Annotated in this window: 17 protein-coding genes; 7 read left to right on the top strand and 10 right to left on the bottom strand. The window is 69.2% G+C overall.

The annotated features are described in order from the left end of the window. Positions 1 to 13: 13 nt before the first annotated feature. From ACIPVB_RS03570 to ACIPVB_RS03545, 6 genes are all read right to left on the bottom strand, one after another. Positions 14 to 1,468 (bottom strand): glycoside hydrolase family 1 protein, encoded by a 1,455-nt coding sequence (locus ACIPVB_RS03570; RefSeq protein ID WP_400367045.1) that lies wholly within the window; start codon positions 1,466 to 1,468, stop codon positions 14 to 16. A gap of 29 nt (positions 1,469 to 1,497) precedes the next feature. After that, entirely contained in the window at positions 1,498 to 2,406 is a 909-nt protein-coding gene (locus ACIPVB_RS03565) for a carbohydrate ABC transporter permease (protein WP_400367043.1), read from the bottom strand. Then, positions 2,403 to 3,488: a carbohydrate ABC transporter permease gene (locus ACIPVB_RS03560; protein WP_400367042.1), complete on the bottom strand. Its 1,086-nt coding sequence runs from the start codon at positions 3,486 to 3,488 to the stop codon at positions 2,403 to 2,405. The genes ACIPVB_RS03565 and ACIPVB_RS03560 overlap by 4 nt, the downstream gene beginning before the upstream one ends. 150 nt (positions 3,489 to 3,638) lie before the next feature. After that, a complete protein-coding gene (locus ACIPVB_RS03555; protein ID WP_400367040.1) occupies positions 3,639 to 4,910 on the bottom strand; it encodes an ABC transporter substrate-binding protein in 1,272 nt (423 codons plus the stop codon). Between the two features lie 559 nt (positions 4,911 to 5,469). Continuing rightward, the gene (locus tag ACIPVB_RS03550) at positions 5,470 to 6,876 is read right to left on the bottom strand and encodes a hypothetical protein (RefSeq protein WP_400367038.1); all 1,407 of its coding nucleotides are present in this window, start codon (positions 6,874 to 6,876) and stop codon (positions 5,470 to 5,472) included. A gap of 80 nt (positions 6,877 to 6,956) precedes the next feature. Beyond that, the gene (locus ACIPVB_RS03545) at positions 6,957 to 7,586 is read right to left on the bottom strand and encodes an ATP-binding cassette domain-containing protein (protein WP_400367036.1); all 630 of its coding nucleotides are present in this window, start codon (positions 7,584 to 7,586) and stop codon (positions 6,957 to 6,959) included. A gap of 184 nt (positions 7,587 to 7,770) precedes the next feature. On the opposite strand from ACIPVB_RS03545, the gene ACIPVB_RS03540 reads away from it, so the two are divergent. From ACIPVB_RS03540 to ACIPVB_RS03510, 7 genes are all read left to right on the top strand, one after another. Then, positions 7,771 to 8,199: a Mu transposase C-terminal domain-containing protein gene (locus tag ACIPVB_RS03540; protein ID WP_400367035.1), complete on the top strand. Its 429-nt coding sequence runs from the start codon at positions 7,771 to 7,773 to the stop codon at positions 8,197 to 8,199. Between the two features lie 269 nt (positions 8,200 to 8,468). Beyond that, positions 8,469 to 8,717, top strand: coding sequence for a phosphoribosylformylglycinamidine synthase subunit PurS (gene purS / locus ACIPVB_RS03535; RefSeq protein WP_400367034.1), 249 nt, complete (start codon positions 8,469 to 8,471; stop codon positions 8,715 to 8,717). After that, positions 8,714 to 9,421, top strand: a complete 708-nt coding sequence (gene purQ, locus ACIPVB_RS03530) for a phosphoribosylformylglycinamidine synthase subunit PurQ (protein ID WP_400367032.1) — start codon at positions 8,714 to 8,716, stop codon at positions 9,419 to 9,421. Before purS ends, purQ begins: the two co-directional genes overlap by 4 nt. 125 nt (positions 9,422 to 9,546) lie before the next feature. Continuing rightward, on the top strand, positions 9,547 to 10,254 hold the full coding sequence (locus ACIPVB_RS03525; protein ID WP_400367030.1) for a GntR family transcriptional regulator: 708 nt from the start codon (positions 9,547 to 9,549) through the stop codon (positions 10,252 to 10,254). Positions 10,255 to 10,377: 123 nt separating this feature from the next. After that, complete coding sequence (locus ACIPVB_RS03520) at positions 10,378 to 10,872, top strand: ureidoglycolate lyase (RefSeq protein ID WP_400367028.1); 495 nt, start codon at positions 10,378 to 10,380, stop codon at positions 10,870 to 10,872. Continuing rightward, entirely contained in the window at positions 10,869 to 12,344 is a 1,476-nt protein-coding gene (locus tag ACIPVB_RS03515) for an FAD-dependent oxidoreductase (RefSeq protein ID WP_400367026.1), read from the top strand. The genes ACIPVB_RS03520 and ACIPVB_RS03515 overlap by 4 nt, the downstream gene beginning before the upstream one ends. Continuing rightward, positions 12,341 to 13,267: an NAD(P)-dependent oxidoreductase gene (locus tag ACIPVB_RS03510; protein ID WP_400367024.1), complete on the top strand. Its 927-nt coding sequence runs from the start codon at positions 12,341 to 12,343 to the stop codon at positions 13,265 to 13,267. Before ACIPVB_RS03515 ends, ACIPVB_RS03510 begins: the two co-directional genes overlap by 4 nt. Positions 13,268 to 13,287: 20 nt before the next feature. On the opposite strand, the gene ACIPVB_RS03505 is transcribed toward ACIPVB_RS03510, so the two are convergent. The 4 genes from ACIPVB_RS03505 to mmsA all read right to left on the bottom strand — a co-directional run bounded on the left by ACIPVB_RS03505 (position 13,288) and on the right by mmsA (position 18,374). Then, entirely contained in the window at positions 13,288 to 14,127 is an 840-nt protein-coding gene (locus ACIPVB_RS03505) for a lytic transglycosylase domain-containing protein (RefSeq protein ID WP_400367022.1), read from the bottom strand. A 180-nt stretch (positions 14,128 to 14,307) separates the two neighbouring features. Then, positions 14,308 to 15,519, bottom strand: a complete 1,212-nt coding sequence (locus ACIPVB_RS03500) for an ROK family protein (protein WP_400367020.1) — start codon at positions 15,517 to 15,519, stop codon at positions 14,308 to 14,310. Positions 15,520 to 15,618: 99 nt separating this feature from the next. Next, positions 15,619 to 16,839, bottom strand: a complete 1,221-nt coding sequence (gene mmsB, locus ACIPVB_RS03495) for a multiple monosaccharide ABC transporter permease (protein WP_400367019.1) — start codon at positions 16,837 to 16,839, stop codon at positions 15,619 to 15,621. 5 nt (positions 16,840 to 16,844) lie between these two features. Next, positions 16,845 to 18,374 (bottom strand): multiple monosaccharide ABC transporter ATP-binding protein, encoded by a 1,530-nt coding sequence (gene mmsA / locus ACIPVB_RS03490; RefSeq protein WP_400367017.1) that lies wholly within the window; start codon positions 18,372 to 18,374, stop codon positions 16,845 to 16,847. Positions 18,375 to 18,406 lie beyond the last annotated feature (32 nt).

The following is an 18,406-nucleotide window of genomic DNA, read 5'->3' as shown; positions in this document are numbered from 1 at the left end:
CGACGTCGAGCGCCTAGACCGCGGGCGCGGTGGCCAGAGCGCGTTCGGCGATGATGCGAGCGTACTGCCGACCCGAGTCCTTTAGGGTCCGCTCCTGGGTGTCGTAGTCGACGTAGACGATGCCGAAGCGCTTGGCGTATCCCCAGGCCCACTCGAAGTTGTCCATGAGCGACCAGTAGAAGTAGCCCCGCACGTCGACGCCGTTGTCGACGGCATCCAGGACCGCACCCAGGTGCGCCTCGACGAAGACCACGCGATCCGCGTCGTGCACGCGGGTCTCGCCGTCCTCGACGCTGACCTCGTCGTCGTACGAGGCACCGTTCTCGGTGACATAGAGGGCCACGCCCGCCTCGGCGGAGTAGTCATCGCTGACGCGCTGGAGCAGGCGGGTGAGTCCCTCGGGCTGGACCTCCCAGCCCATGTTGGTGCGCGAGAGGCCGCGGTCGTGCCAGTAGAGGTTCTCGTGCGCCGGGAAGGGCTTGCCGATCGGACGCGTGGTCGGTGCATCGCCGGCGGGCGGGTCGACCTCGGGTGCCGTGCCCCCGACGAGTTCGCCGTGGTAGTAGTTCACACCCAGCGAGTCGATCGCCGTCGAGATGACGTCGAGGTCGCCCGGACGCACGGCCTGTTCCCAGCGCTCCACGGCCGCGGCGTCGGTGACGCGGAAGTCCTCGACGATGTCGGCCGGGTACGACCCGCGGAACACCGGGTCCAGGAACCAGCGGTTGAACTGGCCGTCGATGCGCCGCGCGGCGTCGAGGTCGGCGGGGTCGGCCGGGTCGACGGCGTCCGCCACCGTGAGGTTCAGCGTCAGTCCGAGGTTGAGCGAGCTGTCGCGGGCGCGGAGCTCGCGCACGGTCTGGCCGTGACCGAGGAGCAGGTGGTGGGCGGCGAGCATGCCCTCGGCCTGCGAGTAGTGGCCGGGGGCGTGAGCACCGGCGGTGTAGCTGAGGAACGACGAGCACCACGGCTCGTTCAGCGTGGTCCACACGTCGACACGGTCGCCGAGGGCGTCGTGCATGTCGAGCGCGTACTCGGTGAACAGGTCGCTCGTCTCGCGCACCGTCCACCCGCCGCGGTCCTGCAGCGCCTGCGGGAGATCCCAGTGGTACAGGGTGAGCCACGGCAGGATGCCGGCATCCAGCAGCTCATCGACGAGGCGCTTGTAGAAGTCCACGCCCTTCGGATTGAGGGCCCCGCCGTCGGGGCGCACGCGCGACCACGACGTCGAGAAGCGGTAGGTCTGCAGGCCCAGGCGCTTCATCAGCTGCACGTCGCCGGCGTACCGGTGGTAGTGATCGCACGCGACATCGCCGTTGTCGGCGTTGATGACGGCGTCGGGGACGCGGCTGAAGGCGTCCCAGATCGAGGCGGTGCGACCGTCTTCGAAGGCCGCGCCCTCGATCTGATACGCGGCGGTTGCCGCACCGAACAGGAAGCCTTCGGGGAACGAACGGGTGGTGGACATGGATCGGGTTCCTTCCGTGGGCGCGAGGGTCATCCCTTGACCGCCCCTTGCATGATGCCACTGACCAGCTGCTTGCCCGCGAAGACGAACAGCAGCAGCAGAGGGATCGTCGACAGCAGCACGCCCGCGAGGACGATGGAGTAGTCGACGAAGTAGTTGGACTGCAGCAACGACAGCGCCACCGGCAGTGTCGGATTCTGGCGGTCGAGCACGATGAACGGCCAGAAGAAGTTGTTCCAGGCACTGACGAAGGTGAACAGCCCGAGCATCGCCGCCGCCGGCCGCGCGGCCGGGACGGCGACGGTCAAGAACGTGCGGAACGAGCTCGCGCCGTCCACGCGCGCGGCCTCGATCAGCTCGTCGGGAACGGACTGGCGCAGGTACTGCGTCATCCAGAAGACCCCGAAGGCGCTCGTCAGAGCGGGGATGATGATCGCGCCGAGCTGTCCGGTCCACCCCAGCTCGCTGAACAGGATGTACAGCGGTACGACGCCCAGCTGCATCGGCACGGCCATCGTCCCGACGACGAAGACGAGCAGCCACGGACCGCCGCGGAACTTCAGCTTCGCGAACGCCCATCCCGCGAGGGTCGAGAAGAAGACGACGGATGCCGCGATCAGGCCGGAGCTGATGATCGAGTTCAACAGCGCGGGCCAGAAGTTGACCGCGGGGTCGCCGATCACGGCGGCGGCGTTGGCGAAGAAGTTGCCGCCGGGGATCCATGAGCGGTTCGCGTCGCGGATGGTCGAGGAGTCGCCCGAGCCGATCAGCAGCGACCAGTAGAAGGGGAAGACGCTGGCCAGCAGCACGGCGCCGAGGCTGGCGTACACGATCCAGCCGGGGCGCGATCCGCGCACGGGACGCGGGCGGCGACGGCGCGCGGGGGCCGGGATGCCGGCATCCGCGATGGGGACGGGTGCGGCGTTGACGGCGGTCATCGCGTCGTCTCCTTTCCGGGTGCGGTGGTCATGGCATCCCGCTCCATGCGCTCCTTCGCGGCGCGGGCCTGCGCCCGACGTTCGCGCCGACTGCGCGGGTCGCGGGTGCCGTCGTCGCGGACGAGCGAACGGGTGACGAACATGTTGATCGCACCGATGGCGAGGATGATGAGGAAGAGGATCCAGGCGAGGGCGGCGGCTCGGCCGAAGTTCCACTCGCCCCATCCGATGTTGTAGAGCCACAGCGTGACGGTGAGCCACTGGTTGTCGGCGCCGCCGGTGCCGTACTGGTCGTACATGCGCGGCTCATCGAAGATCTGCAGACCGCCGATGGTGGCGGTGATGATCACGAAGATCAGCGTCGGCTTCAGGCTCGGCAGCGTTATCGAGAAGAACTGCCGGATCTTGCCGGCGCCGTCGACGGTGGCTGCCTCGTAGTATTCGCGCGGGATGGCCTGCATGGCCGCCAGGAGGATCAGGGTGTTGTAACCCGTCCAGCGGAAGTTGACCATCGTGGCGATCGCGATGTGGCTGGCGAAGGCGTCGGAGTGCCAGGGCACCGCGGGCAGCCCCAGGCTCTGCAGCGTGGTGTTCACGACGCCGTACTGGTCGCCGAACATGTTGCTGAAGATCAGGGCGACGGCGACGGGGGCCATGACGTAGGGGATGAGCACGCTCATGCGCCAGAAGGTCTTGGCGCGGATGTTCTGGTCCAGCATCGCGGCGACGAAGATCGCCAGCAGCAGCTGCGGGACGCTGGAGAGCAGGAAGATGCTGAAGGTGTTGCGCAGGGCGATCCAGAACTTGGGCTGCGAGAGCACCCAGGCGTACTGGTCGAAGCCGATGAACTCCCCCGAGTTGCGGACGAGGTCCCAGTCCATGAACGAGATCACCGCGGTGTACGCGATGGGGAACAGACCCGTGATCGCGAACAGGATGAAGAACGGCGAGATGTAGAGGTACGGCGAGAGCTTGAGATCCCACGCGCTGCGGCGGCTCCGGCCGACGCCGAGGCGGCGCGGTTCGCGGGCGCGGGCCGCCGGCGCCGCTCCCCCCGTGGGTCTTTCGAGTGTGCTGGTCACGGTCTGTGCTCCGTTTCTGACGCGTGAGAGGTCAGGATCTGTCGCCTCCGCCGGGGCAGAGGCGACACTTCTCGACCCCTCATGCGCGAAGGGGAAGGGCGATGGATGCCAGGGGCGCGCGGCCACGACCCCTGGCATCCGTTCTCTGGGTCAGGACAGGGCGTCGACCTCGGTCGCCCACTGCTGCCACGAGTCGGCCGCGCTCTGCGTGCCGTCCTCGACACGGGTCAGCGCCTTCTGCATGGCGTCGTTGATCTGGAAGTAGAACTGGCCCTTGTAGGGCGAGACCTCCACGGCCTGCGCGCGCTCGGACAGCATCTCGCCGACGGGGGCGTCGTTGAAGTACGCGTTCGTGCTGCTGGTGAGCGCCTCGGCGCTGAGAGCGTCGACCTGGCTCGGGAAGGTGCCCGCGTTCTCGAACGCCTTGACCTGGGTCTCGGGGTCGGTCAACCAGTCGGCGAGCTCCTGCGCGGCCTCGACGTTCTCACCGTTGGCGGGGACGGTCAGGTACGAGCCGCCCCAGTTGCCGGCTCCACCGGGGAAGACGTTGGCGATGTCCCAGCCGGTGACCTCGGGGGCGTTGCCCTCGATCACGCCGAGCATCCACCCGGGGCAGAGCATGGTGGCGAAGGCGCCGTTGGACAGTCCCGCGAACCAGTCGTCGGACCACTGTCCGAGGTGGGCGGACTGCGTGGCGCTGGCCTCGAGCACCTCGTCGTAGATGTCCCGGACCTCCGGGTTGCCGGTCGCGGTGATCGAACCGTCGTCGGGGTTCTCGTAGGCGGCCTCGACCTGGTTGATCGCACCCTGGTAGGTGCCACCGGCGGAGTCGAAGAACGCCTTGCCGGTCGCGGCGACGTACTGGTCGCCGACGGCGAAGTAGGTGGACCAGTCGCCCTCGAGCAGCTTCGCGACCTCGGCGCGGTCGGTGGGCAGGCCCGCGGCGGCGAATAGGTCGGACCGGTAGCAGACGCCCTCGGGTCCGATGTCGGTGCCGTAGCCGACGAGCTGTCCCTCGGGGCTGGTCGCGGCCTCGACCTTGTAGTCGAGCCAGCGGCTCTTGAGGTCGTCGGGCACGGGGGCCAGCAGGTCTGCGTACTCCATGACCTCCGGCATCCAGTCGACCTCGATCGCCTCGATGTCGGCGAGGCCGGTCTTGCCGAGCTTCTGGAAGTAGTTCTCGCGGGCCTCGTTGCTGGTCGCGGCCTTGTTGTGCACGATCGTCACGTTCGGGTTCGCGTCCATGTACTCCTGCAGGAGCGCGTCGGTGTAGCCGAAGTCGTTGAAGGTGGCGATGGTGAGGGTGACCTCGCCGTCGCCTGAGGCGGAGCCCCCGGCGCCGGAGCATCCGGCGAGCACGAGGGCGGAGGTGGACGCGACGGCGGCGATGAGCGCGGTCCGGCGCAGGGCACGGGTATTCACAGATCACTCCTTTGTGGTGGGTGCGTGGCTGTGTGATGCGCTCTTTCGACCTGCTCGTGGGAGCGCTCTCACTGCCGACCACGAGGATATGGGATCGCTCCCACAGCGTCAAGAGAGCGCTCCCACATCACTCTCTCCCCCGCGACGGAGCGCGCTCGCGTCCGCCGGGCGCCTCGAGGACGACCGAGAGGTCGAGCGCCTCGAAGCCGAGTACAACGACGGCAAGCCGTTCCCGCCCGTTAAGGCCCGCGAACTGCCCCAGAGGCACCCAATGGGGGCGTGACGTGAGCGCTCGAGCGCGGCGCGGCTGGGCGCTGGCCGGGATCATCCTCGCAAGCGGAGGCATCGGATACGGCTTTCGCAGCGCGTTCCCGCCGTACCCCGCGCTGACCACACCAGTTCTCATCGACGAAGCTCTCTGGCGCGCGATTCTGAGCGGGCCCCCGATGGCCGACGTCTTCGCTGTCATCGTCGCCGTAATTGTGACCCGTCACTCCAGGTCGCGGTCTTCTGTTCAGCGGCATGGCGGGGGTGTCTTCTTATCGACCTGACGGCGGGTTCAGACCCGATGGCGCCACCGGTGGATGGTGAGCCCGGTGAGCGCCGAGCCGACTGACGCTAGAAGAAGGGGCGATTGGAATGTAAGCACCGCGGATGCGCCCGCCAGCGCAGTGAGAAGCAAGCCATCCAGCGCCCAGGTGAGCCGCACGACAGCACCCAGGTCGCCCAAGGGTGTGGGGATTGGTGTGAGGAGTGCGGGCGGGAGTGGTCCCTTCAGTGCGCTTCCGATGCGGGCCGCTATCGCGAGGATTCCGAGTGTCAGAGAACCCAGAACCCCGGGGATGGCGTGTCCGGTCAGGAGTGAGCAAATCACGGTTGTGAGGACGAGCATTGTGATCGTTGTCAGGGCGGGAAAGAGCACGTGGTGGGCGAGGAGCTGTTCGTCGCTGATGCCGTAGAGAGGAAGGTCGGACGCGACGCTTGCGGCGTGTCGAATTCCGTCGGTGAGTGGCCCGAGCCCGGCGAAGAGAATCACACCCGCGACGGCGCCCAGCGCCCAGTTGGGTGACTCCGCGGAAAGGGAGAGCATGAGCAGCGTTGCTGATGCGACGAGGGCGAGAATGGCCGCAACAAGTCTGATCGGTGTGCGCGCGGCGCCCACGGCGTCTCGCAGAAGGAATGTGAATGGTCTACGAAGGGCGGGTCGTACGGCGCACAGGTGGCGACCGACCGTGGGCGCGGACTGATAGACGCTAGTGGCTGCAGCCAACTCCAGGCCGGCCGCGTAGGACGTAGCGGACTCCCAACGCAATGCCTGTGAAGTCAGCTGCGTGAGGGTGATCCTGTTCATGAGAGCTGGTGCGACGGCGACAGCAACAGCGGTCAGCGCAAGGAGGGGTGTCAACGATCCCGTGGCTGAGGCGACCGGGTGTGCCAGGCCGACCCATCCCCACGGGGTGAAGGGCTGTAGCGCTGGGATAGCACTGGCGATGACGCCCAGCGCGAAGACGGTAGGGGCGAGAACGGCCGCGGTGCGAGGCATAGCCTGACCCACCAGCCAAGCGATGGCGGAGATGAATCCGACGCAGATGCTCGCGAGAACGAAGATCAGCGCGTCGCTAGGTGTGCTGCGCGTTGCTGATACAAGGCTTGCGCTGATGAGGCCACCGACCATGGTGGTGAGCGCGACCGCCGTTGCTCCCGAGGTGAGGAGCGGCCCACGGAAGGAGACGGCTCGTGGAAGCTTGCTTGAAGCCAGCGCGTGTGTCAGGAACGGAGGTCTCAGCGCTGGGCCGCGCACTCGGCCCAACAACAATGAAAATGCCCAGAACCCTGCGGTCGCAAGCGTGGTCACGTTCTGGGCCGTCGGCGCCGTGAGGAGCGCGACTGCCTCCGCGCTGGTGATGCCCACTGAAACCGCGCGCACGAGGGGAACGATGGCCACCAGCGCGACCATCAGGGTCATGTAAGCGAGATAGATGCTATCGCCGCGGCTTCGGGCATGGCGTGTGCGCCAAATTCGAACTGGGGCTGAGACGCGACTTGTCATGCCGCCTCACCCAACCAGAGCGTGTGATCCGCGAGTTGCTCCGCCAGTAGCGAGTTGTGGGTCGCTATCACGAGGGTTGCACCCCTGTCACGTCGGGCACGCAGAGCGCTGATCACCACCTCGACGTGTTCCGGGTCCAGCCGCTGCTCCGGCTCGTCGACGATGAGCACCTCGAACGGCCGACTCAGGAGAAGCCCAAGCCCGAACAGTTGCATCTGCCCCGACGACAGCTCGTGAGGGAAGCGATTCGCCAAGGGTGTGAGGCCGAATTCTTCGAGCACTTCGCCGGCAAGTCGTGTCGCCGCCTGCGAATCATCCAGCCAGGTCGACGCGACCAGGAGTGTGTGATCCTCGACGGTGAGATCTGGCGCGATCGGCGGGAGCCCGATCATGGCCGCAACGCGGCGCCGGAAGCGGCGATCGCGTTCGGTCACGATGTTGTCCCCAATACGAACCGTTCCGCTCGTGGGTGCCCGGACGCCCGCCATCGCCCGCAGCAGCGTCGACTTCCCAGTCCCGTTGCGCCCACGGATAACAAGGACCTCGCCTGAGCCGACCGTGGCCGACACCGGTGCAAGCAGCGTCACATGACCCAGGGAGACGCTGACCTCGTCCAGATCGATCATGCGACCAATTCTCCCAGCACTCACCAGCTAGCGAATTGCGGTCCGTCATTCCGCGTCGGACTGCGAATCAGTCTTGAGGAGGGTGAATGTCTTGAAAATTGAAGCTTGGTGAGACACCCGTTCGCACTCCGCGACTGGGGCGACACCGCACGCGCGCTGGCGTAGCGGGAGCTTCATCCCGCGGATGCCCGCCCACGCAGAAGACCTCGACGCGCTGCTGCTGACCGCCACCGCCACCAAACGCGTGCAGCGCGACGGCATCCGATTTGCGTCGACCCGATACGTCTCGCCGGTCCTCGCCGCCTACGTCGGTGAAGACGTCACCGTCCGCTACGACCCCCGTGACCTCGGCGAGGTCCGCTTGTTCCACGACAACGCATTACTGTGCCGCGCGATCGCCCCCGAACGCTCCCCCGAAACGATCACGTTCGCCGACCTGCAGAGCGCAAGGAACAGCCGGCGTCGGGCGCTGAAGCAGCAACTCCGATCCCCCACCAACATTGCTAGCTCTCTGCACTCGCCCACACCGCCGCCCTCGCCGCAATCGTGCGCGCCACGAACGGGAACTCCCGTCTTGCCGATCGCCTCGTCACGCAAATCAGACGGTCCTTGAGATCAACGGCCACACCCACCTCACCCCCGAGGCCGTCGCTGCCGCCCAAGAAGCTCTACTGATCGGACGCTAAACGACGCGACAAGCGCGACATCTATCGCCGCGATTCGCAGCTCAGGGTGAGTTGCCGCTGGAGGCAGCTACCGAGCTGCTCATCCGAACGGGGACGGCGCTGGACGCCCATGGTCGCGGCGCGACGACCCGCACGGCGCCGCGTAGGCCGCTCGCGTAGACTGGCCGCACAACGCCACCCGACATCTGGAGCTGAAGTGCCCACCATCGTCGTCGACGTCATGCCCAAGGCCGAGCTTCTCGACCCGCAGGGAAAGGCCGTGGCCGGCGCCCTGTCGCGGCTCGGTGAGCACCGCTTCTCCGACGTGCGCATCGGCAAGCGCTTCGAGCTGACCGTCGAGGGCGAGGTCGACGAGGCCACTCTCGCCCGGGCCCGCGAGCTCGCCGACGAGATGCTGTCGAACGCGGTCATCGAAGACGTCGTCAACGTCGAGGTCGTGGCGTGACCGCACGCATCGGGGTCATCACCTTCCCCGGGTCGCTCGACGACCGCGACGCGCAGCGCGCCATCCGCCTCGCCGGCGGCGAGCCTGTCGCCCTGTGGCACGGCGAGCACGACCTGCGGGGGGTCGACGCCCTCGTCCTCCCCGGTGGTTTCAGCTACGGCGACTACCTGCGCGCGGGCGCGATCGCGGCGTTCGCGCCGATCATGTCCGAGGTCAAGGACGCCGCGGCCAAGGGCATGCCCGTCCTGGGCATCTGCAACGGTTTCCAGATGCTCGTCGAGGCGCACCTGCTCCCCGGCGGCCTGATCCGCAACGCCCATCAGCAGTTCATCCGCCGCGACCAGCGCCTGCGCGTCGAGAACGCCTCCACCGCGTGGACGAGCGACTTCGCCGAGGGTGAAGAGATCGTCATCCCCCTCAAGAACGCCGACGGCGGATACATCGCGGATGCCGAGACCCTGGCGCGCGTAGAGGGTGAGGGCCTCGTGGCCTTCCGCTACCTCGGGGTAAACCCGAACGGGTCGCTGGGCGACATCGCGGGTCTGACCAACCCGCGCGGAAACGTCGTCGGCCTGATGCCCCACCCCGAGCACGCGGTGGAGGCGGGCTTCGGCCCCGGCACCCCGGCCGCGATGCGTTCGGGTGTCGACGGCCTGTCGTTCTTCACGTCCGCCGTCTCGGCGGTCGTGGGCGCCGCCGCCTGAGGTCGCCCGCGGGTCTTCCACCCGACCGTCCGGGCCACGCGGGCCCCGCTGGCCGCGGGCCGGAGTGAAGGTCGCCCCCCTTTCGGCGGCGACACCCGCGGCACGGAATCGGGAATGATGAGGCTGTGCGCGTTCCGGAGCAGGACCCTGTCATCAACCGCCTCCTCGCCCTGTGGAGCGAGAGCGATCGGGCCCTGCCGTCCGAGCCGCGACTGGCCGAGATGACCGGGGCGAGCCGCGCATCGGTGCGCGAGGCGTTGATCCGCCTCGAGGAGCGCGGGTACGTCCATCGCACGCAGGGAGCGCGCACGACGCCCAACCGGCGCTTGCCCGCCGTCGGCCGGCGCATCGACGAGCAGTTCGACCATTCGCTGTCGATCACGGGGGCGGGCTATACGCCGCATCTCGCGCTGGTCTCGTCGGAACGGATCGTGCTGGCCCCGTCCGCCGCGCGCTTCGACGATCTCGCCGACGGGACGACGGTGCTGCGCACGGTCAAGGTGTGGAGCGTCGACGGCGGGGCCTACGCCCTCGCCGAGGATCTCGTCCCGGTGTCGTCCGACGCCGAGCTGGACCCCCGCTCCCCCGTGTTCGATCTGGCCGAGGCGGCGAACGGCGTCCAGGTGGCGTGGGAGACGCTCTGGGTGGATGCCGTCGCCCTCGACCAGACGCGCGCCGAGGCCTTGGGGGCGTCGTCGGGGACGCCGGTGATCGAGATGACGTACTGCGGCTACGGCGCCGACGACCGTGTGGGCTACTGGTCACGGGAGGTGCAGCTGGACGCGCCCGCCGGGTTGCGCAACGCGCTCATCCGCCGCGTCCATCGCGGGTGACGCGGTCGGGCGTCGGCGCACGTTTCGGCCGCGTAACCTCCGAGTGAACATGTCGGACAAGCAGTACCCCACACTTGTCAGACAAGCATAGGCTCGCCTCGTACCCGACGAGAGCGAGCCCCCATGACCGACACCCTCGACCTCCACCGCCTGTCCGCGCAGACGGTCACACCCCAGAACTTCGCCCCGTTCGGGGTGGTCCTCACACCCATGGAGGACGGCACCCCCTTCACCGCAGAGGAGGCGGTGCTCGACGTGTCGGGCGGCATCCCGCGCTTCTATCTCATGCACCTCGACGACAAGGCGCCCGAGTTCACCCGCGTCACCCGTCACCTCGAGACGACCCAGACGCTCATGGCCGTGGGCGACGTGTCGTGGTCGATCGCCGTGGCCGCCCCCGGCATCGACGCCCCGACGCCCGACGACCTGCACGCGTTCGTCATCCCGCCGCGCACCGCCATCACGATGCGCAAGGGCACGTGGCACGCGGGCCCCTTCTTCGCCGAGCCGGGCATGGACTTCGTCAACCTCGAGCTCGACGACACCAACGTCACCGATCACCACAACCACCGACTCGACGACGCCCACGGCGTCCGCGTCGTCATCGTGGGAGGGTGAGCGTGCTCGAGCCCCTGCCCGACGCCGCGTCGCGCCTTGCGGCACTCGAGCGCGAGGCCGCCCACCAGGGCGCGCTGAGCGCCGGGGACGCCCGCCCGTGGCTCGCCGCGCGCGACGGCGTACGGCCGGTCGTCATCGTGGGCGCGGGGCAGGCCGGGCTCGTCCTCGCCCGGGGCCTGCGCCGACGCGGCATCGACGACGTCGTCGTGGTCGATGCCTCCCCCACCCCTGCGGCGGGCCCGTGGACCACCTATGCCCGGATGCACACGCTGCGCACCCCGAAGGACATCGCCTGGCCCACGTGGGGCACCCCGGCGGTGAGCCCCCGCGCGTGGTTCGAGGCCGTCTACGGCGCACCGGCGTGGGACGGCATCCGCTTCTTCCCGACCGTCGCCTGGCAGGGGTTCCTGCAGTGGTATCGCGCCGTGTCGGGCATCGCGGTGGTGGCCTCGACGCGCGTGCGCGAACTGGTCGCCGCGGGCGACGACGATCCGATCGCGGTGCACCTCGAGGGTCCGGACGGCGAGTGGATGCTGCCCGCCCGGCACGTCGTGCTCGCCACCGGCATCGAGGGGGCGGGCGGACGCCACATCCCGGCGATCCTCGACCCTCTGCCGGCGGAGCGGGTGCACCACACCCACGACGACATCGACTTCTCCGCCTTCGCGGGGCTGCGCATCGGCATCCTGGGCGCCGGCACCGGCGCCTTCGACAACGCCGCCACCGCCCTCGAGCACGGGGCGGCGTCCGTCGACGTGCACATGCGCCGGGCCGCGATGCCGCAGGTCAGCCCCTACCGGTGGATGGAGTTCGCCGGACTGATCGAGAACTACGGGTCCTTCAGCGACGCGCAGAAGTGGGCGTTCAACGTCCACCTCTCGGCCGTCGACCAACCCGCCACGCAGAACGCGCTCTGGCGTGCGCACGCCTTCGACTCCTTCCGCTTCGTCACCTCGTCGCCGTGGGAACGCGTGGAATGGACCGGCCGCGACATCGCCGTGACGACGCCGCACGGCATCCGTCACTATGACGTCGTCCTGGCTGCCACGGGGATCGTCGCCGATCTCGCGCGGCGCCCTGAGCTGTCCGGGGTGGCGGCGGAGGCCACCCTGTGGAGGGACCGCCTGTCGCCCGAAGATGCGGCGCAGAATCCCGGGCTGGCGGCGTTCCCCTACCTCGACGACGACTTCGGACTGGTCTGCCGCCGGCCCGGGCCGTCGGCGCTGTCGCGCATCCACCTGTTCAACCACGGTGCGCGCATCAGCCAGGGCATGCTCAGCCACCAGATCCCCGGGCTGGTCGGAGGGGCCACGAAACTGGCCGTGGCCCTCTCACGCCGGCTCTTCGTCGGGGATTCCGACCGCCTGCTCGCGGAGTACCTGGCGTACGACGTGCCGGTGGGGGTGCACATCGGGCGACGGGCGCAAGCTCCGCGGCCCACGGAGTCCGCGGGGGTAGCGTCGGCTCCATGACGTCCCCCTCCCTCACCGTCTCCGTGCCCACGACTGAGCTGCGCGACGACCTCGGGACCCTCCCCGACGGCGTCGAGGTGGTGGTGTGGGACATGACGGATGCCGCTCCCCGCGACCGCTTCGACCTGGTGGTGCCGCCGTACATGTCGATGGACGGCGTGATCGAGCGGCTGTCCGAGGTCGAGGTCGGCCTCGTCCAGGGCCAGTCGATCGGGTACGACAACGTCCAGGGACGACTGCCCGAGGGTCTCGTCTTCGCCAACGCATCGAGCGTGCACGAGACCGCGACGGCCGAGCTCGCGGTGGCGCTGGCGCTGGCCGCCCAGCGTCGCCTGCCGGACTTCGTGCGAGCGCAGGACCGGGGCGAGTGGCTCGGCGGCACGGCCACGGGACTGGCCGATCAGCGCGTGACCCTGCTGGGCTTCGGCGGCGTCGGGCGGGCGATCGCGGCCCGCCTGAAGCCCTTCGAGGTGCAGCTGCGCGCGGTCGCCTCGCACGGCCGCCTGCAGGACGACGTCGAGGTCTTTCCCCTCGGGAAGCTCGACGAGGTGCTCGCCGACACGGACGTGCTCATCGCCTCGCTGCCCGGCGGCGAGGCGACGCAGCACGTCATCGACGACCACGCGCTGTCGACCCTTCCCGACGGCGCCCTCGTCGTGAACGTCGGCCGCGGCCCGCTCGTCGACACCGACGCTCTGGTCGACCACGTGCGGCGCGGCCGCATCCGTGCGGCGCTCGACGTGACCGACCCCGAGCCGCTGCCCGCCGACCACCCGCTGTGGGCGCTTGAGGGCGTGCTCATCGCCCCGCACGTCGGAGGGGCGACGGATGCCATGCGCCCGCGCATCGCGCGCCTGGTGCGGCGTCAGATCGAGCGCCTCGCCGCCGGCGAGGAACCGCTCAACGTCGTGATCGGCGGCTGAGCCGCGCGGGCGCGGTGCCCTCAGCCCGCGGCGCGCGCCGCGTAGACGTTCGCGGTCGCCGCGACGTCGTCGACGTAGCTGTCGAGGTGGTTGTACGAGAACACCGCGCGACGCCAGCCCGCGGGGCTCGTCATCTCGCCCGCCGCGCACAGGTAGCGCGCGGCGCCCAGAGCGGCGTCGTCGATCTGGTTCGGGTCGGCCTCGCCGTCGCCGTTCGCGTCGGCACGCCACCGCTGCCACGTCGCCGGGATGAACTGCAGCGGACCGACCGCACGGTCCCACACGGCATCCCCGTCTAAGACTCCCCCGTCGGTGTCGGCGATGGCCGCGCTCGCCGAACCGTCCAGGGCGATGCCCCGGATCGGCGGGTCGGGGTACCCGTCGGCGCCCAGGGACCCGCCGGAGTGCGTGCCGTGGGCGGACTCGATCGCGCCGAGCCCGGCGAGCGTGTTCCAGCCGATCCCGCAGCCCGGTTGCTCGCGCTGCACGGTGAGTGCGGCCGTGGCATACGCGCGGAGGGCGCGATCCGGGATGCCGGTGCGCCCCGCGACCGTCGAGGTCCACGTCGGGTCGGCGGCGACGACGTCCGCCGGAGCGACGGCGCGCGACGCCGGGGCGGGAACGGCATTCGCCACAGGGGTCTGATCGGACGCCCGGACGACGTCGCCGGCTGCCGCGGCGACGGACGGCACGTCCCACGTCTCAGCGCGGGCGGCGCCGGACCGATCGGCCGCGCTGCGCTCGCTCTCGCGCGCAGCCGTCTGCGCGACCACGAGCAGGCCGCCCGCGGCCACGATCACGCCCGCGAGCGCGATCACCCACGGCCAGAACGGCCGGCGCGCCGTGTCATCGAGGTCCACGGTCCCTCCCGCCGCGCCCGTCGGGTCGGGCGCACCCGGGCAGGCTAGACGCCGACGGCGACACTCGCGTGAACGGCCGGGATACGACATGCGTCCCGCCCATCGCCCCGCTCGCGCGAAGGTCAGCAACGACCTCTCACGGGGACCGACCACCGTGAACCGCGCGGTGGCGTGCCGGGCTCAGCCGCGGAAGCCCGCCGGGTTCGACAGCAGATCGGCGAACGCCAGCTCGGCCGGGCCAACCAGCATCAGACGCGAGCGCAGGTGCGCGCGCTCGAGGCGGATCGTGCGTCCCTCGGCGCCCAGCGGGTGCACCCGGACCGCGTCGGCCAGGCGCTCGCGGCTCACCGACAGCAGGGCGCCGAGATATCCCGACAGCACGACGGTCTCGGGCGCGAACGCATTGACGAAGTTCGTCAGTGCGAGCGAGAGCATCTCGACCTGGCGGGTGACCTCGGTCATCACGCGCGGGTTGCGGGCCACACCCAGCTCGACGTCGAGCTCGTCCTCGTCGAGCTTGCGGCGTCCCAGCAGCGGCTCGAGGATGTCGAGGCTCACCTCGGCCTCGAGGCAGCCGCGCCGGCCGCACACGCACGCCCGGCCGCGCGGGTCGACGACGGTGTGGCCGAGTTCTCCGGCGTAACCCGAGGTCCCCCGCAGCAGCGTCCCGTCGATGATCAGGCCGCCGCCGATGCTGCGCATCGCCCCGCCCAGGTAGAGCAGGTTGCCCACCCCCACCCCCACGCCGAATCGCGATTCGGCCAGGGCGCCGATGCTGGCGTCGTTGCCGGCGGTCACCGGCATCCCGAGCTCATCGCTCAGTCGCGCCGACACGGGGTCGCGCTTCCACCCGAGGGTCGGCGACACCAGCACCGACCCGTTGGCGTTGACCAGCCCCGGCACGGCCAGACCGGCGCCGACCACGCGGTAGTGGCGGTCGATGTCGGCGCGCATGGCTTCGACCGACGACGCCACGATCTGCACGAAGCGACGGGGCGACGGGGCGCTCGCGGTGTCGTGCCGCAGCCGCGCGTGGACCACGCCGCCCAGGCCCACCAGGGCGACGGTCACCGCGTGCGGCTCGGCGCGCACGCTCAACGCGGAGACGTGGTCCTCGGGTTCGAGATCCAGAGTGGGACGCCCGACCTTGCCGGTGCGTTCGCCGCTCGGGGCCTCGCGGACGAGCCCGAGCTCGGTGAGCTCCATGATCAGGCCCGTGACCGTCGAGCGGTTCAGGCCCGTCGTCGCTCCGAGCTGCGCGCGTGACAGCGCTCCCCGGGAGTGGAGAAGCGACAAGACGGACGCGAGATTCTGCTGACGGATCAGATCGTTCGTCGTCCGGCCGGCCGGCGGCGCGAGCGGGGTTGCGGGCTCGAACACGGCAGGGGTCATGAGGGAGGCACCTCCCCTATCTTCGCATCCTGGCGCGCATGGGCGAACCTCCGCGGGCGCGGATGGGGAGCGGGCCCCGGCGGCGCGCTCCCCATCCGGTCAGACACCGCCGTTGCGCCGCTTGTTGAAGATGTCGAACGCGACGGCCAACAGCAGCACGATGCCCTTGATCGCCATCTGCCACGCGGCGTCGACGCTGAGGATCGACAGACCCATGTTCAGCACGCCCATGACCAGTCCGCCCACGACCGCGCCGACGACCGTGCCGATGCCGCCCTGCACGGCGGCGCCGCCGATGAACACCGCCGCGATGGCATCCAATTCGTAATTCTGACCGGCGGATGCCACGGCGCCGCCGGCGCGGGCGGTGCTGACCACCGCGGCCAGGCCCGCGAGCACGCCCATGTTGACGAAGATGAAGAAGTTGACCCACTTCGTCTTCACACCGCTCATCACGGCGGCGAACAGGTTGCCGCCCATCGCGTAGATGTGCCGGCCGAAGGTCGTGCGGTTCAGCACGAAGGTGTACGCCAGCACGAGCACCGCGAGGATGATCAGCACGATCGGAGTGCCGTTGTAGGCGGCGATCGTGAACGACACCGCCATGATCGCGACCACGGCGACGGCGTTCTTCAGCCAGAACGACCAGGCGAGCTCGCGCGGCAGCTCCAGGCGGCGCAGCGTCGCGCGGGTGCGGAGCTGCTGGACGACCAGCAGCACGCAGGCGATCGCACCGAGGACGAGGGTGAGGGAATCCCAGTTGCCGACGTAGCCGAGGAAGGGCGGCAGCCAGCCCGCGCCGATCGCGGTGAAGCCGTCGGGCAGCCCGCTGATCGTGCCGCCGGTGAGGAGCACGAGGGTCAGTCCACGGAACAGGAGCATCCCCGCGAGGGTCACGATGAACGCCGGGATGCCGACGAAGGCGACCCAGAAGCCCTGCCAGGCGCCCACGACCGCGCCGACGACGAGCGAGAGGAGCACGGCCACGAACCAGGGCAGGCCCCATTGGTTCATGGCGATCGCCGCGATCGCGCCGACCATCGCCACCACCGAGCCGACCGACAGATCGATGTGGCCGGCGATGATGACCATGACCATGCCGATCGCGAGGATCAGCACGTAGGCGTTCTGCTGGATGAGGTTGTTGACGTTTCCCGGCATGAGCAGACGGCCGCCGGTGAGCGCCTGGAACAGCACGATGATGATGACCAGGGCGGCGAGGATGCCGAACTGGCGGAAGTTGATCCGCGCGAGCAGGCCGCGGCGGCGCGGACCCGGCTGTGACGGCGCGTCGACCGTCTGGGTGGATGCGGTGGCCATGTGAGTCAGTTCCTTCCGGCGGTCATGTGCCGCATGAGGGTCTCCTGCGTCGCGTCGTCGCGGCTGACCTCGGCCGTGATGCGTCCCTCGGAGATGGTGTAGATGCGGTCGGAGAGGCCGATGACCTCGGGCAGCTCCGACGAGATGACGATGACGGCCTTGCCCTGGGCCGCGAGTTCGTTGATGATGCCGTAGATCTCGTACTTGGCCCCGACGTCGATGCCGCGCGTGGGCTCGTCGAGGATCAGCACGTCGGGTCCGGTGAACATCCACTTCGACAGGACCACTTTCTGCTGGTTCCCGCCCGAGAGGCGACCGGTGATCGCGGCGACGCTGGGCGCCTTGATGTTCATCTTGTAGCGGTAGGAATCGGCCACCTTGTACTCGCGGTAGCGGTCGACCACGCCGAGGCGGGCGAGACGCGCGAGGGCGGATGCCGAGACGTTGACCTGGATGTCGCCGATGAGGTTGAGGCCGTACTTCTTGCGGTCCTCGGTGGCGTAGGCGATGCCGTGCTTGATCGCGGCGTCGACCGTGCGGACGTCGATCTGCTGACCGTTCTTGTAGACCTCGCCCGAGATGCCCGTGCCGTACATGCGCCCGAAGATGCTCATCGCGAGCTCGGTGCGCCCGGCGCCCATGAGTCCCGCGAATCCGACGATCTCACCCGCGCGCACCATGAAGGACGCGTCCTGGATGACGACGCGTTCGGTGTCGACGGGGTGGTGGACGGTCCAGTTCTCGACCCGGAACAGCTCATCGCCGATGTCGGGTTCGCGCGGAGGGAAGAGGCTGTTCAGGTCGCGACCGACCATGGCGCGGATGATGCGCCCCTCGTCGGTCTCGGGGTCGTCGCGGCGCATCGTCTCGATCGTGCGACCGTCGCGGATGATCGTGATGCGATCCGAGATGCGCAGCACCTCTTTGAGCTTGTGGCTGATGATGATGCAGGTGATCCCCTGCGTGCGCAGCTGGTCGATCAGGTCGAGCAGGTGCGCGGAGTCGTCGTCGTTGAGGGCTGCGGTGGGCTCGTCGAGGATGAGCAGCTTCACCTCTTTGGCGAGGGCCTTGGCGATCTCGACGAGCTGCTGCTTGCCCACGCCGAGCTCGTAGATCTTGGTCGCGGGATTCTCTCGCAGGCCGACGCGCTTGAGCAGGTCGGCTGCGGCGGTGTTCGTCGCGTTCCAGTCGATGACACCGCGCCTGGACTTCTCGTTGCCGAGGAAGATGTTCTCGGCGATCGACAGGTAGGGGCTCAGCGCCAGCTCCTGGTGGATGATGACGATGCCGGCGGCCTCGCTGTCGTTGATCGAGCGGAACGCCATCTGCTCGCCCTCGAGGGTGATGGTGCCCTCGAACGCGCCCGTCGGATAGACGCCGCTGAGCACTTTCATCAGTGTCGACTTGCCGGCGCCGTTCTCGCCGCAGATCGCGTGGACCTCACCGCGGTACACGTCGATCGACACGTCGGCGAGGGCCGGCACGCCGTTGAACGACTTCGAGATCCCCGCCATGCGCAGGATCGGTTCGGTCATGGTTGTACTTCCTCCGTCGGGGTGGCGAGGAT

The sequence above is a fragment of the Microbacterium sp. NPDC090007 genome, assembly GCF_044748345.1.
Lineage (GTDB): Bacteria > Actinomycetota > Actinomycetes > Actinomycetales > Microbacteriaceae > Microbacterium.
This window is presented reverse-complemented; position numbering and strand designations above follow the sequence as displayed.

Bases quoted from the DNA above. Each gene is read 5' to 3' on its own strand.
- ACIPVB_RS03570 (WP_400367045.1), bottom strand. From the start codon at position 1,468: ATGTCCACCACCCGTTCGTTCCCCGAAGGCTTCCTGTTCGGTGCGGCA.
- ACIPVB_RS03565 (WP_400367043.1), bottom strand. From the start codon at position 2,406: ATGACCGCCGTCAACGCCGCACCCGTCCCCATCGCGGATGCCGGCATC.
- ACIPVB_RS03550 (WP_400367038.1), bottom strand. From the start codon at position 6,876: ATGACCCTGATGGTCGCGCTGGTGGCCATCGTTCCCCTCGTGCGCGCG.
- ACIPVB_RS03545 (WP_400367036.1), bottom strand. From the start codon at position 7,586: ATGATCGATCTGGACGAGGTCAGCGTCTCCCTGGGTCATGTGACGCTG.
- ACIPVB_RS03540 (WP_400367035.1), top strand. From the start codon at position 7,771: ATGCCCGCCCACGCAGAAGACCTCGACGCGCTGCTGCTGACCGCCACC.
- ACIPVB_RS03520 (WP_400367028.1), top strand. From the start codon at position 10,378: ATGACCGACACCCTCGACCTCCACCGCCTGTCCGCGCAGACGGTCACA.
- ACIPVB_RS03510 (WP_400367024.1), top strand. From the start codon at position 12,341: ATGACGTCCCCCTCCCTCACCGTCTCCGTGCCCACGACTGAGCTGCGC.
- ACIPVB_RS03500 (WP_400367020.1), bottom strand. From the start codon at position 15,519: ATGACCCCTGCCGTGTTCGAGCCCGCAACCCCGCTCGCGCCGCCGGCC.
- mmsB (WP_400367019.1), bottom strand. From the start codon at position 16,839: ATGGCCACCGCATCCACCCAGACGGTCGACGCGCCGTCACAGCCGGGT.
- mmsA (WP_400367017.1), bottom strand. From the start codon at position 18,374: ATGACCGAACCGATCCTGCGCATGGCGGGGATCTCGAAGTCGTTCAAC.